The 17,487-nt window shown below is 69.3% G+C and carries 14 protein-coding genes; all 14 read left to right on the top strand.

The window, feature by feature from the left end; translation table 11 throughout:
- The first annotated feature begins 153 nt into the window (after positions 1 to 153).
- Positions 154 to 369 (top strand): MbtH family protein, encoded by a 216-nt coding sequence (locus OG361_RS38115; protein ID WP_405861063.1) that lies wholly within the window; start codon positions 154 to 156, stop codon positions 367 to 369.
- 363 nt (positions 370 to 732) lie between these two features.
- Positions 733 to 3,498 carry an AAA family ATPase gene (locus OG361_RS38120; protein ID WP_405861065.1) on the top strand — a complete coding sequence of 922 codons (2,766 nt, stop codon included), beginning with the start codon at positions 733 to 735 and terminating at the stop codon, positions 3,496 to 3,498.
- Positions 3,499 to 3,726: 228 nt separating this feature from the next.
- Positions 3,727 to 6,780 carry an AfsR/SARP family transcriptional regulator gene (locus OG361_RS38125; RefSeq protein WP_405861067.1) on the top strand — a complete coding sequence of 1,018 codons (3,054 nt, stop codon included), beginning with the start codon at positions 3,727 to 3,729 and terminating at the stop codon, positions 6,778 to 6,780.
- Positions 6,781 to 7,085: 305 nt separating this feature from the next.
- Positions 7,086 to 7,403: a hydroxyisourate hydrolase gene (locus OG361_RS38130; protein WP_384565499.1), complete on the top strand. Its 318-nt coding sequence runs from the start codon at positions 7,086 to 7,088 to the stop codon at positions 7,401 to 7,403.
- Between the two features lie 620 nt (positions 7,404 to 8,023).
- Positions 8,024 to 8,386 carry a hydroxyisourate hydrolase gene (gene uraH, locus OG361_RS38135; protein ID WP_405861069.1) on the top strand — a complete coding sequence of 121 codons (363 nt, stop codon included), beginning with the start codon at positions 8,024 to 8,026 and terminating at the stop codon, positions 8,384 to 8,386.
- 372 nt (positions 8,387 to 8,758) lie between these two features.
- Positions 8,759 to 9,781, top strand: a complete 1,023-nt coding sequence (locus tag OG361_RS38140) for a helix-turn-helix domain-containing protein (RefSeq protein WP_405861071.1) — start codon at positions 8,759 to 8,761, stop codon at positions 9,779 to 9,781.
- A 532-nt stretch (positions 9,782 to 10,313) separates the two neighbouring features.
- Positions 10,314 to 11,096, top strand: coding sequence for a 2-keto-4-pentenoate hydratase (locus OG361_RS38145; RefSeq protein WP_405861073.1), 783 nt, complete (start codon positions 10,314 to 10,316; stop codon positions 11,094 to 11,096).
- Positions 11,097 to 11,148: 52 nt separating this feature from the next.
- Entirely contained in the window at positions 11,149 to 12,042 is an 894-nt protein-coding gene (locus tag OG361_RS38150) for an acetaldehyde dehydrogenase (acetylating) (RefSeq protein ID WP_405861075.1), read from the top strand.
- Entirely contained in the window at positions 12,039 to 13,076 is a 1,038-nt protein-coding gene (gene dmpG / locus OG361_RS38155; protein ID WP_384565341.1) for a 4-hydroxy-2-oxovalerate aldolase, read from the top strand. The genes OG361_RS38150 and dmpG overlap by 4 nt, the downstream gene beginning before the upstream one ends.
- 55 nt (positions 13,077 to 13,131) lie before the next feature.
- On the top strand, positions 13,132 to 13,362 hold the full coding sequence (locus OG361_RS38160; RefSeq protein WP_384565344.1) for an acyl carrier protein: 231 nt from the start codon (positions 13,132 to 13,134) through the stop codon (positions 13,360 to 13,362).
- Positions 13,363 to 13,579: 217 nt separating this feature from the next.
- Positions 13,580 to 14,584, top strand: a complete 1,005-nt coding sequence (locus tag OG361_RS38165) for an LnmK family bifunctional acyltransferase/decarboxylase (RefSeq protein WP_405861078.1) — start codon at positions 13,580 to 13,582, stop codon at positions 14,582 to 14,584.
- 56 nt (positions 14,585 to 14,640) lie between these two features.
- Complete coding sequence (gene cysC, locus OG361_RS38170) at positions 14,641 to 15,210, top strand: adenylyl-sulfate kinase (protein ID WP_384565348.1); 570 nt, start codon at positions 14,641 to 14,643, stop codon at positions 15,208 to 15,210.
- A complete protein-coding gene (cysD, locus tag OG361_RS38175) occupies positions 15,207 to 16,142 on the top strand; it encodes a sulfate adenylyltransferase subunit CysD (RefSeq protein ID WP_405861080.1) in 936 nt (311 codons plus the stop codon). The genes cysC and cysD overlap by 4 nt, the downstream gene beginning before the upstream one ends.
- Before the next feature lie 2 nt (positions 16,143 to 16,144).
- A complete protein-coding gene (locus OG361_RS38180) occupies positions 16,145 to 17,479 on the top strand; it encodes a sulfate adenylyltransferase subunit 1 (RefSeq protein WP_405861082.1) in 1,335 nt (444 codons plus the stop codon).
- Positions 17,480 to 17,487: the final 8 nt, after the last annotated feature.

The raw sequence follows: 17,487 nt of genomic DNA on the forward strand, positions 1-17,487 counted from the left end.
TTCCGGTCACGACTCGCCGAGTGACCCGACCGGCATCCTTGCCGGGTGGAGTCGATATCGCGTACGGGGTCGTAGGGGTTGTCAGGAGGTTGTGATGCGGCCAGGATACGGGCGGCTCTGTATTTCGGCAGCGATAAAGGAGTGCGATGGCTCATGAGCAATCCGTTCGAGGATGAAAGTGCCTCATACCGCGTTCTGGCCAATGCGGAGGAGCAGTATTCCTTGTGGCCGGATTTTGCGGAGGTCCCGGCCGGCTGGACCGTCGTCCTGCCGAGTACGACCCGGCAGGAGTGCCTGGATTACGTGAACGAACACTGGGTCGACATGCGCCCGAAGAGCCTCGTGGACGCGATGCGCCAGGCCGACTGACGCGCCCGCCCCGAGGCAGCCAGGGATCACGCCGTCAGGCCGCGTGATCCCTGGCTGCGTTCCGCGCCGGCCGCCCCCACCGCGGGCCGGGATCGCTTGTGGCCGCGGCGTCGAGGAGCTGCCGTCGAAGTCCTGCCGTCGAAGGCGCGGACGAAGACGAAGCGGACGGTGAGTTGACCGCCCGAACGCACAGGCCGGTGAATTTCCCCCGGCACCTGTGACCGCCGATAGCGCACTGATAGCCGGTCGATGAGCCGGGCGGACAGCATGGGTCGAGTCGGCGACCGGAACGCCCGGTCCGCGTACTGCCTGGCCGAGGAATGGATTTCCCTCTTTCTCACCGACCCATGGGAGGAGTTCGCGGTGGAACTGGTGGAGCGCGAAGCACCGTTGGCGTTACTGACCGCGCTGGCCGAACAGGCGCGGGACGGACACGGACGCGCCGTGCTGGTCTCCGGAGCGGTGGCAGCGGGCAAGAGCGTGCTGGTGCACAACTTCGCCGATCGCGCCCTGAGCCTGGGAATGCTTCCGTTGTCGGCGCTGGGATCCAGGGACGAGCGGCACCTGGCCCTGGGGGTGGTGAGGCAGCTGGTGGACGACGCGCCGCTGGACTCCGAGGACCGGGCGCGGGCCGTGGCGCTGATCGAGGAAGGCGTGCGCACCGCCCGGTGCCAGGCAACCGGCGACCAGGTGGACGACGGCATCGTGCACGGGCTCTGCACCGTTCTGCTGGAACTGGCCGAACGCTGCCCGCTGTACATCGCCGTCGACGACGTGGAGCAGGCCGACCAGGCCTCGCTGACATGCCTGGCGTACCTGGCACGGCGGCTGAACAGCGCCCGGGTGCTCGCGGTGTTCACGCACAGCGGGCACGGGTGCGACACCGAGTTCCGCTTCGGGGCCGACCTGATGCGGCAGCCCAACTGCCACCGTGTCGAGGTGACACAGGTATCCCCGACGGGCGTGCGACAGCTGATAGCCCAGCACCTGGGCGAGGTGATCGCCGATGAGCGGTCCGCTGACTGGCACGCCTACAGCGGGGGCAACCCGCTGCTGGTCGAGGCGCTGGTCCGCGACCACCTGGGTGGTGGCGAGGCGGGTCCGCGCTACCGCGAGGCCGTGCTCTCCTGCCTGCGCCGCGGCCGCCCGGACATGGTCCGTGCGCTGAACGGCTACGTGGTGCTCGGCGAGCTGGACAACCTGGACAGCCTGGTGGACCTGAGTCCGGCCCGGACCACGGAGGCGGTGCATGCGCTGATCGCCGGCGGACTGCTCACCATGGACGGTTTCCGGCACGAGGCGGCCCGCGCCGCGGTGGTCGGCGCGATCGAGGCCGACGAGCTCGCCCGGCTGCACGCCCGCGCGGCAGTCCTCGCCCACGAGCGCGGTGCCGGCACCGCCGTGATCGCCGACCACCTGCTCCAGGCCGGTGCGCCGGCCGACGGCAGTGTGCTGGCGGAGCCGTGGGCGCTGCCGGCGCTGGAGGACGCCGCGGCACACGCCCTGCGCGACGGCGCGGCCGGCCGCGCGGTGGACTGCCTCCGACTGGCCCGGCAGGTCTGCGCGGACTCGCTCCGGCGGGCACGCATCACCGCCGCCCTCATCCGGGCCGAGTGGAGCATCAACCCCGGTGTGTCCAGCGGCCGGCTCGGCGAACTCGTCGAGGCGATGCGAAAGGGCTGCCTGCGTGGTGCCGACGCGCTCACACTGGCCCGGGCGCTGCTCTGGCACGGCCGCTTCGAACAGGCGCAGGAGGTCCTCGGTCACCTGGCCGGAGCCGGGCAGGTGACCGACCCGGAGGCAGCCACCGAGCTGCAGATCACCCGGCGCCGGCTGAGGCACACCTACCCGTCGTTTCTGGCCGCGCTCGGCCCGCGGTCCAGCGCCGGACGTCCCCCCACGCACTCGGTGAGCGCCGACCGCCGGTTGCAGGCGGTGTCCGCGCTGGCCGCCGTGGTCAGCGAGGGGCCCCATCCGGAGGCCGTCGGCGTGGCGCAGCGGGTGCTCCACGGCACCCGGCCGGACGAGTTGTCCACCGAGACCGTCGAAAGCGCCCTCCTCGCCCTCGCGTACAGCGGGCGAGCCGAGCGTGCGACAGCCTGGTGCGATCTGTTCCTGGACCGGATGCAGGCGCGGCACACGCCGAGCAGACAGGCGAGGCTCGGCGCGGTGCGGGCCGAGATCGCCCTGCGCCGAGGTGACCTGACCGACGCCCAGCGGTACGCGAGTGAAGCGCTCGCCACCCTGCCGGCGATCAGCTGGGGAGTGACCGTCGGCGCGCCGCTGAGCACACTGATCCTGGCCACCACCGCGATGGGCCGCTACGACGAGGCACAGACCTACCTGGACCACCGCGTTCCGGAGGCGATGTTCGACACCCGTTACGGCATGCACTACCACTACGCGCGGGCGCGGTTCGGGCTTGCCACCGGCCACCTGGAGATGGCCCTGGAGGATCTGCGCCGGTGCGGTGCCACGCTGTGCCGATGGGGGATGGACACGCCTGGCCTGATCCCGTGGCGCACCGACGTCGCCGAGGTGTACCTGGGGCTGGGCCGCCCCGACGATGCCAAGCGGATACTGGAGGAGCAGTCGGCCAAGTTCACCGTGATGCCGAACCGGGTCCGCGGCACCGCGACCCGGGTCATGGCCGGAGCCAGCGCTCCGAGGCACCGGCCGACGCTGCTGCGCCAGGCGGCCGAACTGCTGCAGTCCGACGACGGCGACCGGTACGAACTCGCCCTGGCCTTCGCCGACCTGGCCCGGGCCTACCGGACCCTGGGTGAGTTCCGGCGTGCCGCGGCGGCCGAGCGACGCGCGGTCATCGTGGCCGCCGACTGCCACGCCGAAGCACTGGTCCGGGGCCTGGTGGTGGAGAGCACCACCACGCTGCCGACGCCGGACGCCGGCGGCGACGGGCTCACCGAGGCGGAGCGCCGCGTGGCCGCGATGGCCGCGGTCGGCTGCTCCAACCGGGAGATCGCCGAGGGTCTGCACGTCACGGTCAGCACGGTCGAGCAGCACCTGACCCGCACGTACCGAAAGCTCCGTATCAGCCGGCGCGCGGACCTGCCGTCCCTGCTGGGCGGACCGGCGATGGGGGACCTCACCGACGCGCAGCGGCGGTGAGTACGGCAGCGTCACACATTTGACGGGTCTCGTCCCGCGGCCGAATTCCGACCACATGGCTCAACTGCTTCTCCGAGCCCGCGGCGAGTCAACACGTTGCTTCCCGCCGCCGAATCCCTGGCCACTTGAGTAACACCGCTCTCTGGACAGACCCGATCGGGTTAGGTAGATATGGTGTTGCTGCGTAGCTGACCGGCGAAAACTATGGCGGGGATGTGAAGGACGGTCATGCGCTTTCGATTACTGGGGCCGTTAGAAGTGGTCGGCCCTGGTGGCCCAGCGCTGATCACCGCCGAACGTCAGCGAATCATATTGGCGGTTCTGCTGATGGAGCCCAATCGGATCGTTCCGATGGGCCGGCTCGTCGACGCGGTCTGGGGTACATCCCCGCCGCCCACCGCGCGCGCCCAGATCCAGATCTGTGTCTCCATAGTCCGCGCCAGCATGGCGAAGGTCGGTCTGCCCGATGTCATCCAGACCAGGTCACCCGGTTACCTCGCCGAAGTCGGGGATGACGAGCTGGACCTCCATGTCTTCGAGCGGGCCGCGTCGGACGGACGTACCGCCGCGGAGGCCGGCCGCTTCGACGAGGCGGCAGCCGCCTTCGAAGCCGCTCTCGGGCTCTGGCGCGGGTCCTCGTGCTTCGGCGGTGGCACCACCAGCACGGCGCTTCAGGCTCCGGCCGCGCGGCTGGACGAACAGCGGCTCGCCGTCGTGGAGCAGTGGGCGGACGCGCGGCTGGCCCTTGGCCTGCACCAGCAGCTCGTGGCGAGGCTGATCGACCTGGTCATGCAGAATCCGCTGCGTGAACGCCTTCGCGCCCAGCTCATGGTGGCGCTGTCCCGGTCGGGCCGCCAGGCCGAGGCGCTCGAGGTCTACCGGCGTGGTCGGCGCGAGCTGATCGACGAACTCGGCATCGAGCCGGGGGAGGAGCTCCGCCGGCTGCAGGAAGCGATTCTGGCCGGCCGACCGGACGGTGCGCCGCCGGTGAGCGCGCCGCCCGCGGCGCAGGCAGCACCAGCAATGCCCGCGGCACCCGCAGCAGCACCAGCACCAGCGGCGCCGACGGCGGCCGCGACGGTCGTCGAACCACCGGCCGTGCCCCGTCTGCTGCCCGGTGCGATCGCCGATTTCACCGGACGCGACGACCTGCTCGCCAGGCTCAAAGCGGCGCTGGAAGACGCCACGGAGACGTCGTACGCCCTGCGGATCGTCTCGATCACCGGCAAGGGAGGCGTCGGCAAGACCACCCTCGCGGTGCACCTCGGACACTCGTTGGCGAATCGATTCCCCGACGGCCAGATGTTCGTCAAGCTGCGAGGACCGTCGGCCCAGCCGATCCTGCCGACACGCATCCTCGAACGCTTCCTGCGCAGCTTGGGCATACCGGGCTCAGCCGTGCCGTCGAGCATCGAGGAGCGGGCGGAACTGTTCCGGAACCTCGTCGCCGACCGGCGCATGCTGATCGTTCTCGACGACGCGATCGACGAGGAACAGGTGCGCTGGCTGTTACCCGGATCGTCCAACTGCCCGGTCCTGATCACGAGCCGGTCCCGGCTGGCCGGTCTGGAGGGCACGAGCTCCGTACAGATCGACGTGTTCTCCACCGAACAGGCGCTGCAACTGCTCAGCCGGATCCTCGGCGCCGAGCGGATCCACAGCGAACGGTCCAGCGCCCTGCAACTGATACAGCTGTGCGGCAACCTCGCGCTGGCGTTACGGATCGTGGCGGCGCGGCTGGCCGCTCGGCCGCACTGGCCCCTGAGCAAGATGGTGGCTCGGCTTCGTGACGAACGCCAGCGCCTGAACGAACTGACCCACGGCGGGGTCGGCGTCCGGGCCGGCCTGGCCATGGCCTATCAGGGGCTGCCTTCCGACGCGCAGCGCCTCTTCCGGCGTCTGTCCATGCTGGAGGCGGCGGAGTTCTCCAGCTGGGTCGCGGCACCCTTGCTCGACATTGCCGCGGCGGAGGCCGAGGACACCCTGGAGTTCCTCGTGGACGCCCAGCTCGTCGATGTCGAGGTGGTGAAGGGCCGCCGCCCCCGATATCGCCTCCACGACCTGGTTCGGGTCTACTCCCAGGAGTGCCTGGCCGAGTACGAGAACACCGCCGAGCGAGCGGTCGTGCTCGGCCGAGTCCTGAGTACGTGGCTGCTCCTGGTCGAGGAGGCGCACCGGCGGGCTTACGGCGGCGACCACACGCTGATCCACGGACAGGCGCCGCGCCTGGCACTCGACCAGTCGGTCATCGACCGCGAACTCGCCGATCCGCTCGGGTGGTTCGAGGACGAACGGGCCAGTCTGATCACGGCGGTCAGACAGGCCGCGGGCGCGGGTCTCGACGAGCTCTGCTGGGATCTGGCGCTGACGCTGGTCACGCTTTTCGAGATGTACGGCTACTTCGACGACTGGCGCACGACGCACGAGATCGCGCTCGCGGTCACTCGGCACAACGACAACCGGCGTGGTCAGGCAGCGATGCTGTACTCCCTCGGCACACTGCACATGTTCGAGTACAAGCTGGACGAGGCACGACGCCGGCTGGGGCTCGCCTGTGATCTTTTCCATCAGGTCGGCGACGTCCACGGCGGAGCGCTGGCCCTGCGCAACCTCTCGTTCGTCGACCGGATCCAGGGCCGCCTCGACGAGGCGATGGCGGGCTACGAGAAGGCGCTGGTCATGCTCGCCGAGGTGAACGACTCGACCGCCGAGGCGCACGTGCTGAGCAACATGGCACAGATCCACCTGGATCGCGGCCTGATCGCGGAGGGTAAGCAGACCATGGCGGCCGGTCTGGCCGCGGTGGAGCGGTCGGGCAACCGGCGGGTGCGCGCGCAGATTCTGTGCCGCCTGGGCGAGGCGCATCTGCAGATCGACGAGGTGACCGAGGCCGAGTACGTGTTCACACGGGCGCTCGAGACCGTCCGTTCGGTCGGCGACCCGGTGGGCGAGTGCTACGCACTGCGCGGTCTGGCCATTGTCCGGTCGCGCCAGGGGAGTCACAGCGCGGCCTACGAGATGCTGGAACAGGCCATGGTGATCGCTTCCCGGGCCCATGAGACTCTCGCCATCGGCCGGATCCAGCTCTCGCTCGGTGAGGTGGCCGCGGACAGGGGCAGCTACGAGCGCGCCAAGGAGCACATCACCGCGGCACTGGACATCTTCGGGCGGATGCAGGCCGTCAGGTGGCAGAAACAGACGCTGCGCCTCATGAGCGACGTCTGCGCGGCCTCCGACGACGCGGCCGCGGCCGCTGCGTACGCACAGGCGAGCTCGGGCTGATGCCGGGGCCCCAGAGCGATCGGCGGCAGACCGTTCCGCCGCCGTCCGCGTGTCCGACAGGCGGGCCCGAGGACCCGGCACCGGAACCGGCCGGCTGGGAACGGAACTCCCGCGTAGCCTCCGGCCGCGTGGCATCATGCCCGCTTCGGCGGGGGGCTCCGTCCGGACAGCGGAGGCCGGACGGTGGGAAGGGAGGAACGAACCGTCGCGGTGGCGACGGGGCTGATGTTCGCAGACGGGACGCATCCGGTGTTCCGTCCCACAAAGGATGCAATCGATGAGGCCGGTGTCACGTGAAGCTCGGAGTGTGTGTCTCTGATGGAACCAATGGGCGGCCCGTCGACGGGCTGATGATCCGCATCGAACGGCCTCGCCTGGACGAGTGGCAGACCGTGTGGCACGGGCTGACCGGCACGGACGGGCGGCTGGACCGCCCGTCCCTGCCGGAGGACATCTCCGGGCCGCTCCGGCTGATCCTGGAGACCGACCGGTATTTCACGACGCTCGGGATGCGGCCGTTCTACAGTCACATCGCGGTCGTGTTCGCCGAGTGGGAGACGGACCAGGAGATTCCGATCGTGATCGCCCCACACGGCTATGCGGTGTGCGCCGTCGGCCAGTAGCCGTGGCGCGCGAGTGATGCACGACGACAGGCGACCCCACCCCGGTCATCTCCCCCGCGGTGGCGCGGCCGCCTGAAGTCCGGCGGTGTCGTCGCCGGCGCGGACGGAACCCGTGCCGACGTCGAGGAGGCAGCGGCGGGCGAAGGCGATCCCTTCCTCGCGCCCCTCGCCGAGCGGCGGTGGCCGGCTCCGGTGACCAGGCCGCCCGGCGCCGATGGCCCCGTCACGAGGGGAATCGGCCTCCGACAGCGGACGCTTAGCGAGTACTTAGCGTTCCAGTAGGAGGACGAAAAGGGAACTCACTAGAACTGGAGGCGTCCACCCAGACCTCCGGGTCACGAGTTTCCGCATGGGAGATCATTATGTTGGCTCTGCTCTACACCCTGGCCGGATTCGCGGGCGTCTACACCGCGGGCGACACGATCTGGGGCTGACTTTCCGCCGCTTGTGGTTGTCGCCGGGGTTGGCACGGAGGCCCGCGACGTGGCGCGAGAGAAGGGCCGGACCGTATTCGGCCGGCGAGTGCCTCCACGTACTTATGACGCAGGATGTGATGCGGTGTTGATGGCATGTGAAGTGCGCACGGTGAACGGCCTGTGCCGACTGGGAGGTGGCACCGGATGAGCATCTCGGTTCGGGTCATCGATTCCACCAATGGTTGCCCGGTCGCGGATCTGGCCGTCACCCTGCACGCCCGGGAGGGGCGCTCGTGGCCCGCCGTGGCCCGGTCGCGGACCGACAGCTCGGGGAAGATCGGCTCGGTGTGCAACCAGGCCCTGCCGCACGGGTCCTACCGGCTGGTCTTTGAAACCGGTGAGTACTTTGCCGAGCGGGCGGTCGACAGCCTGTACGCGGAAGTCATCGTCTCGCTCCACTATCCGGGCGACCCGGGCCACCTGCACATTCCGTTGCTGTTGAGCCCGTTCTCGTACACCACCTATCGGGGGTTCGCCCCCGAGACGGTGGCAGCCGAGAAGGTGTGAAGCCGGGCAGACGGCGCGAGTGCCGGAGTCCGCCGGTCCATCCGTCATCGGCCTCGATCCGCCGGCGGGCCGTGCCCGGCGGTCTCCTCCTCCCGCGCAACCCGCCCATCACAGCGGCCCGTTCGAACAACTCCACAATGCCGCCGACTGGCCCCGCCCGGCCGTGACACGGGTGGCGAAGACCGCCCGGCCGCTTTGCTCGGGCCGCCTTAGTCCCCTCCGCCGCCGCGCCGGGGCTCACCCGTTCCTGCGGACACGCATGAGCGGATGGGCGAAGGCCGCAGTGAAGGCGCCTGCAGACACGGCGCAGGGGCACCGCAAGCAGAAGGGGTGGAACAGTTGTTTGACGAATCGCAGTCGACGATTCACACAGTGCCGGTCGAATCCCTGCTGCCGGCGGACTCGCCGCGTCTGGAGGGTCTGCACGAGGGCCATGTGCGGGCACTGGCAGAGAGCGGGACCGAGTTCGAACCGATCCTCGTGCACCGTGACACGGGACGCGTGGTCGACGGCATGCATCGGCTTCGGGCCGCGATCCTGCGCGGGGAACCCCGCATCACGGTCCACTATGTCGACGGCGCATCGGCCGATCTGTTCATCCGGTCGGTGCAGGCCAACATCAGCCACGGCCTTCCCCTGACACTCGGGGACCGCAAGGCGGCGGTCCTGCGCATCCTCGCGACCCATCCCCACTGGTCGGACCGGGCCATCGCCGCCGTCACAGGGGTGTCGCCGAAGACGGTAGGGGCAGTACGGGGGAAGCGTTCGACTGAGGAATCTCCTCAGTCGAATCGCTCGATCCCGCGCGTGGGCAGGGACGGCCGGGCGCGCCCGGCGGACATGCCGGAGCGGCGGGAGAAAGCTCGGTCCCTGCTGGCGGAGCGGCCCCGCGCGACCCTCCGCGAAGTGGCCCAGGAGGCCGGTGTCTCCGTCAGTACCGCGCACCGCCTGCGGCAGGAACTGCGGTCCTGTACGGCCGTCCCCGCCTCGGTCGAGCAGACGCCGGCCGAGGCGGGGACGGCCGTGCACGAGGACTCCGCGTACCTCGCCTCCCTCGTGGTCGCGGCGTCCCAGCGGTGTTCCGGCCTGGCCTCCCTCCCGACCCCGGCGGACCCCTCCTCGCGAGGGACCGCGCGCATCCGGGTGCGGGCCCTGGACGTCCTGTCCAACGATCCTTCGATTCGGTTCACGGACAGTGGCCGCGCTCTGCTGCGCTGGCTCAACGGCCAGGCCCACGGGCTGGCGGCAGGCGAGCAGCTGCTGGCCGCCGTCCCACCGCACTGCGCCCGGGCCCTCACCGAGGTGGTGAGTCATTACGCCAGGGAGTGGGAACGGTTGGCCGCCGGGCTGCAACAGACCGACCCGATGAACGGCTCCTGGCGAGCGGTCCGGTGAGACCCCACCCTCGGTAGGACGGAGACCGGCGAACCGGCCCTGTGCGGTCGGCAGTTGGCCGGCTGCGACGTGCGTCATCGACGCGCCTTGGCGCATTTCCAGGACAGGTGGCGAATATGAGAAACCGTGAGTGATGAAGCTCACGTTTGAAGTGAGGATCGCATCCCTTGATGCCGTTTACGTGGGGGACGGAGTGGCGTATATGCCCAATTGTCGGACTCATGGGCATGGGTGAAGCCTTCTGTGGTGCTCACTTCGTGGCTACGGTGAGACGCGAAACGAGGGGGCAGGCATCGAGCCTCGGGCTTCGCGGCCGTGCTCCCCTCGACCGGATCCGATCTGCTGATCCGAGTGATTCGGTCCGCACGTCATGTACCTCGTGTTCCCCGGGTGCCGGTGGCAGTCCGTCAGAAGCGGGCCGGCGTCATGGGTGTCGTCGACGCGTCGGAACACGAGACGGTCGCGTACAGGTGACTGGCGGGCCCATGCGGCAGGTGCGATGTGTTCTGACAGGAGCAGAGTGAACATCTCGGTGGACGACGTCAGAGTCAAGGCCAAGGCGCTTTACGAGTCACGCGCGACGGGCTGCCCCATCCCTCCCCTCACCGACGAGCATCCGGCGCTGGACATGCACGACGGATACGCCATCCAGCGCGAACTGGTCGGCATGCTGACAGCGGCCGGCGACAGTGTCGTCGGCTACAAGGCGGGACTCACATCCGTCCCGATGCAGGAGATGTTCGGTGTCAGCACCCCGGACTACGGACCGGTGCTGGGCTCGACCGTGTACGAGAACGGGGCCACCACGCCGAGCGGGGCGTTCATCGCGCCCAAGGTCGAGGCGGAGATCGTTTTCCGGCTCGGAAGGCCTCTCAAGGGGCCCGGTGTCACCGTGGCCGCGGCACGGGAGGCGATATCCGAAGTCATGGCGGGGCTCGAGATCGTCGATTCCCGGATCGAGGACTGGAGGATCCGGCTCGCGGACACGATCGCCGACCTCGCGTCGAACGGCGCGGTGGTGCTCGGCCCTCCGGTCGCACTGCCCGACGACTGCGATGTGCGCCTCGTCGGCATGGCGTTCTCCCGCAACGGCGCACTCGTGGCGACCGGAGCCGGTGCCGCCGCCCTGGGGGATCCGGTCGCGGTGGTCGCCTGGCTGGCGAATGTTCTCGGCGAGCACGGTGTGACGCTCGAAGCGGGCCAGCTGATCATGACGGGCGCCCTCCACGCCGCGGTCGCGATGTGTCCCGGCGACAGCTTCGTGGCCGAGTTCGACCGGCTGGGCACCGTCACTCTTCACGTGGGCGACGCGTAGACCACCGACGCGCCCCGAGGTGAACCTCTAGACAGGGAAGGGAGAAGCAGTCATGAAGCGAATCGGGCGCCTGCCCGTGGCCGTCCTCGGCGCCGGCCTCATCGGAGTCGACCTGGCAGAGAAGATCATGCGTTCGGAGTTCCTCGACTGCGGCCTGGTGGTGGGACGCGACGAAAAGACGCCCGGCTTGCGGCAGGCGGCCGAACTCGGTCTTCCCATCGGTACGCGCGGTATCGATTCCCTCCTGGACGCTCCGCAGCCGTTCGGCATCGTGTTCGACGCGACCAACGCCATGGCACATGCCGACCACGCGGAACGCCTGCGTCTGTCGGGCGCGAAGCTCGTGGACCTGACGCCGAGCAAAGTGGGGCGGATGGTGATTCCGAGCGTGAACGGGGTGGAGGTCCTGGGCTGCGACGACATCAACATGATCAGCTGTGGTGGCCAGGCTTCGATACCGATCCTGCACGCGATCACACAGGGACACAGGGTCGAGTTCGTCGAAGTCGTCACGACGGCCGCCAGTCCGAGTGTCGGGCGCTCCACCCGGCTCAATCTCGACGAGTACATCGAGACCACGCAGGACGCGGTACGTGACTTCACCGGCGTCAAAGACGTCAAGGCGATTCTCAACATCAGCCCGGCCAGGCCGCCGGCCACCTTCAGAGTCGCCATGTCGATGCTGGGGGAAGGGTTCGGCACGGCGTCGGTGAACGCGGCCGTGACGGCCGCGGCCGAGCAGGTTCGCTCCTTCGCCAAGGGGTACCGGATCACCGCGTGTGTCGTGGAGGAGAACAAGGTGTTCGTCGCCGCGGAGGTCACTTCGTCCGGCGGACGCATCCCCCGGTACGCCGGCAACCTCGACATCATCAACTCCGCCGCGGTTCATGTCGCCGAACAGTGTGCGGCGGTCGGCCTGGCGAGCATCGGTACGGAGACGTCATGAGCGCAGCAACATCTCCCGGCGGCGCCGGAAAGCCGGTCCTCATCCACGACGCGTCCCTGCGCGACGGCCATCACGCCGTCCGTCACCAGCTGGACCGTGAACAACTGCGTGCCTACGCGCGGGCGGCGGACGCCGCCGGCGTACCGGTGGTCGAGGTGGGCCACGGCAACGGTCTGGGAGCCTCCTCCCTCCAGGTCGGGCAGGCCCGGCTCGGTGACGACGAGATGCTGTCGGTCGTGCGGGAGGCCCTGCGCGACAGCAGGATGGCCGTCTTCATGCTGCCGGGATGGGGCACGACCGCGGACCTCGAGCGGGCCATCCATCATCAGGCGGACGTGGTCCGGATCGGCACGCACTGCACCGAGGGAGACCTCGCCGAACGGCATCTGGGCTTTCTCCGCGAGCAAGGGGTCGAAGCCCAGGCCGTTCTTCTGATGAGTCACATGGCGACCCCCGAACGGCTGGCGAGTGAATGCGCCCGGCTGGTGGAGTTCGGCGCGAACGCGGTGGGCATCATGGACTCCTCCGGCCACTATCTGCCGGCCGATGTCACGGAGCGCATCAGTGCCATGCGTGAAGCCGTCGAGGTGCCGGTGATGTTCCACGCCCACAACAACCTGGGGATGGCGGTCGCGAACTCGATCGCCGCCGTGGAAGCGGGTGCGGACATCCTGGACGCCTGTGCCCGGGGCTTCGGGGCGGGCGCCGGGAACACCCAGCTCGAGGTCCTGGTGCCCGTGCTGGAACGGATGGGCTTCCCGACGGGAATCGACCTGTACGGCCTGCTCGACGCGGCCGACCTCGCCGAGCGCGAACTCATGCCGGCCCCACCCACCATCGACTCGGTGAGCGTCGTCAGCGGTCTGGCCGGAGTGTTCTCCGGGTTCAAGAACCGGGTCCTGGACATCTCACGGCGTGAGGACGTCGATCCGCGCGACGTCTTCTTCGAACTGGGCAAGAGACAGGCCGTGGCGGGCCAGGAGGACCTCATCGTCGAGGTGGCCCTGGCTCTGAAGGCGGCTCGTGGTGCGTGAAAGCCGCGAGCCCGCGGCTTCCGGTCGGGTGAGGACAGCGAGGGAAGAGCCAGCCGTGTACGACGTACTCAAGGACATCCTGGTCAGCGACCTCCACGTACGCGAGAAGGACGTCGTGCCCACCGCCACCCGTGACGAGGTGGGGCTGGACTCCCTGGCGGTGCAGGAACTCGCCACCGTACTGAACGAGCGGCTCGGCATCGAGGTCCACGACTACGAACTCCTTGATACCCGCACCCTCGCCGACGTGGCCCGCCTGATGGCGGAACGGCGGCCGGGAGGCTGAGCCCCACAGTCGATTCGGGCCCCGTTCGCACGACCCAGCGCGACGGAGTCCTCTCCATCGGGAGTCCCATGTCCTCTCCACCACTGCGTGCGGTTCTCGAAACCGTCACCTCCGACAACGACCAGTTCCTCGCCGCGGCCGACAAGTGGTGCTCCGCACGGCAGACGGCCACGGCCGGAGCCGGGCGGACGCGCCGGGTCCGAAAGGAGGCGGAAGTATGACCACTCTTCACACCGCGCGCGGTGCGCTGGCCCCGGACGGCGCCGGGGTCTCCCGTCACGTGGTCGTCGCGCCGGGCATGTGCAGTGGCGGCTCACTGGTGTTCGGCCGGATCGGGGACTGGACCTGGGAGGTGGTGAGCGAGTCGTGCCGGATCAACGTACATGCGGCCCGGACCGCCGAGGGAGACCCCGCCTACCTGTCCTTCTACTACTTTCATGTGCGCGGCGGAGACGTCGTCCATCCCCACGGGCTCACCTTCGGCGACGAACTCCGGGTCGACTCCCGCGCCTTCCAGTTCGGCAGCCAGTCGGTCATCACTCTGCACCGGCTGGCACCCGCCGGTCTGGAGCTGCCCGACGGACCACTGGACCCGGCCGAAGTGTACGAACACCCGCACCCGGACTGCCTCTACGCGGAGAACTTCAACCGGTGGATCGCCCGCACCACCGCGGGCAGCAACCGAGGTCTCGCTCAGGTGACACCTCCGGATTTCACCTACCAGGAGCTGGCGCCGCTTCCGAACGCCTACTCTCCTCGGTCCCTCGTAGGCCGGGCCCGGGCCACCGGAAGCTTCCACTCCGCGGGTCCACCGGGATTTCACGAGGCCGGGCGGCCCCAGACCTTCGAATACACCCTGGACGTCGTGCGCGACCTCAACGGCGCCGGGCTGATGTACTTCGCCTCGTACTTCTCCGTCTTCGACACGGTGCTGCTGCGTCTGTGGCGATCGCTGGGACGCACGGACGAACAGTTCCTGCGGCGCAAGGTGATCGACCAGAAGATCGGCTACTTCGGCAACGCCGACCCCGGCACGGTCTTCGCCGTCACCGTACGCAGGTGGCGGAGCGCCGGCTCTCCGGACGTCGAGGTGGCCGACATGGCCCTGCGCGACACGGCGACCGGGCAGCTGATCGCGGTCACCGCGATCGAGACCGAGACCGGGACCGGGACTGAGACCGGGACCGGGGCAGCGGGCATCCGCTCCTCGGACGGCGGGTGATGTCCCGACGCGGTCCGCCCGCACCGGAAAGCTCTCTTCGACGAACCGTACCCCGGATGGAGCACATGACCGACGACTTCATGAACGGTGGCGCCGCCGGCGCGACGGTGTGGCTGACCGGCCTCCCCAGCGCGGGCAAGACCACGATCGCGCTGACCGCGGCCGCCGAACTGCGGTCCGCCGGGCGTCGGGTGCACATCCTGGACGGCGATGAGCTGCGGGCACACCTGACGGCCGACCTCGGCTTCTCCCGCAAGGACCGGGAGGTGAACGTGTGCCGTATCGGCTACGTCGCGGAGCTGCTCGCCTCCCACGGTGTGACGGTGCTGGTACCGGTCATCGCCCCGTACGCGGACGCCCGCGAGGCGGTGCGCGAGCGACACGAGGCCGCCGGTATCGCGTATGTCGAGGTGCACGTGGCGACGCCGGTCGAGGTGTGCGCCGTGCGCGATGTGAAGGGTCTGTACGCCAGGCAGGCGAGGGGCGAGATGTCCGGACTGACCGGGGTGGACGATCCGTACGAGCCGCCGGCCGCACCAGATCTGCGGATCCCGGCGCACGAGCAGAGCAGGGCGGAGTCGGCGGAGGCGCTTGTCGCGTTGCTGCGGGAGAAAGGGTTGGCATGACGACGGCGACGGCTCGGTCCGAGAGAACCGACAACCCGTGCACGCTCACGCATGCGGATGCGCTGGAGTCGGAGGCGGTGCACATCATTCGAGAGGTGGCGGGTGAGTTCGAGCGGCCGGTGATCCTCTTCTCCGGCGGCAAGGACTCCATCGTCATGCTGCACCTCGCGCTGAAGGCGTTCGCGCCCGCCCCCGTGCCGTTCGCGCTGCTGCACGTGGACACCGGACACAACTTTCCGGAGGTCCTGGAGTACCGGGACCGTGTGGTGGCGGCACATGGGCTGCGTCTCCATGTGGCGTCCGTACAGGACTACATCGACCGTGGTGTGCTCAAGGAACGCCCCGACGGGACCCGTAATCCGCTGCAGACGCTGGCGCTGACGGAGCGGATCCAGTCGGAGCGGTTCGACGCGGTCTTCGGTGGCGGCCGTCGCGACGAGGAGAAGGCCCGTGCCAAGGAACGGGTGTTCAGCCTCCGGGACCAGTTCTCGCAGTGGGACCCGCGCCGCCAGCGCCCCGAACTGTGGCAGCTGTACAACGGCCGGCACGCTCCCGGCGAGCATGTACGTGTCTTCCCGCTGTCCGACTGGACCGAGCTGGACGTGTGGCAGTACATCGCCCGCGAGGGCATCGAGCTGCCGGAGATCTACTTCGCCCATGAGCGCGAGGTCTTCCAGCGCTCAGGGATGTGGCTGCCCGTGGGGAAGTGGGGCGGCCCGAAGGGCGGCGAGACCGTCGAGAAGCGGCTCGTCCGCTACCGCACCGTCGGTGACATGTCCTGCACCGGCGCGGTCGACTCCGACGCGGTGACCTTGGATCAGGTGATCGCGGAGATCGCCGTCTCCCGGCTGACCGAGCGGGGCGCGACACGTGCCGACGACAGGCTCTCCGAGTCCTCCATGGAGGACCGCAAGCGCGAGGGGTACTTCTGAGCATGACCAGGACCATGGAACCCTCGACCACCACCCTTCTGCGGTTCGCCACCGCCGGCTCCGTCGACGACGGCAAGTCCACACTGGTGGGCCGGCTGCTGCACGACTCCAAGTCGGTTCTGGCCGACCAGCTGGAGGCCGTGGAGCGGGCGTCGGCCGGCCGTGGCCAGGACGCGCCCGACCTCGCCCTGCTCACCGACGGTCTGCGCGCCGAACGCGAACAGGGCATCACGATCGATGTCGCCTACCGCTACTTCGCCACCCCGAAGCGGCGGTTCATCCTGGCCGACACACCCGGGCATGTGCAGTACACCCGCAACATGGTCACGGGTGCCTCCACCGCCGAACTGACCGTGATCCTGGTCGACGCCCGCAACGGCGTCGTCGAGCAGACCCGCCGTCACGCCGCCATCGCCGCGCTGCTGCGCGTTCCGCAGGTCGTCCTGGCGGTCAACAAGATGGACCTGGTCGGCTACCGCGAGACGGTGTTCGCCGCGATCGTGACGGAGTTCACGGCGTACGCGGCCGAGCTGGGCATCCCCGAGGTCACCGCCATCCCGATCTCGGCACTGGCCGGGGACAACGTGGTGGAGCCGTCGGCGGTCATGGACTGGTACAGCGGCCCGACGGTGCTCGAGTACGTGGAGACGGTCCCGCTCAGCCGCGACCTGACCTACCGCCACGCCCGGCTGCCCGTGCAGTACGTCATCCGCCCCCGGACCGCCGAACACCCGGACTACCGCGGTTACGCCGGTCAGATCGCGGCCGGGTCCCTCCACGTCGGCGAGTCGGTCACGATCCTTCCGTCCGGCCGTACGACGAGGATCTCCGGTATCGACCTGCTCGGCAGGCGGGTCGACACCGCATGGACCGGGCAGTCGGTGACCGTCCTGCTGGAGGACGACATCGACGTCTCGCGTGGTGACCTGATCGTGCCGACGACGGACGCTCCGGCGACCATCCAGGACATCGAGGCGACCGTCTGCCATGTGGCCGACCAGGCATTGACCGTCGGGCACCGTGTGCTGCTCAAGCACGGCACCCGCACGGTCAAGGCCATCGTCACGGACATCCCCTCCCGGCTCACCCTCGACGACCTGTCGCTGCACCCCCACCCCGGTCGGCTCGTCGCCAACGACATCGGCCGTGTCAAGATCCGTACCGCCGAGCAGCTGCCCGTCGACTCCTACGCCGACTCGCGCCGCACCGGCTCGTTCATCCTGATCGACCCCGGCGACGGCACCACCCTGACCGCGGGCATGGTCGGCGAGTCCTTCGCCGCTCCCGAACCGGTCAGGGGCACCGCCGCCGACGACGACGACGGCTGGGACTTCTGACGAGCGAC

Source organism: Streptomyces sp. NBC_00090 (assembly GCF_045160815.1).
Lineage (GTDB): Bacteria > Actinomycetota > Actinomycetes > Streptomycetales > Streptomycetaceae > Streptomyces.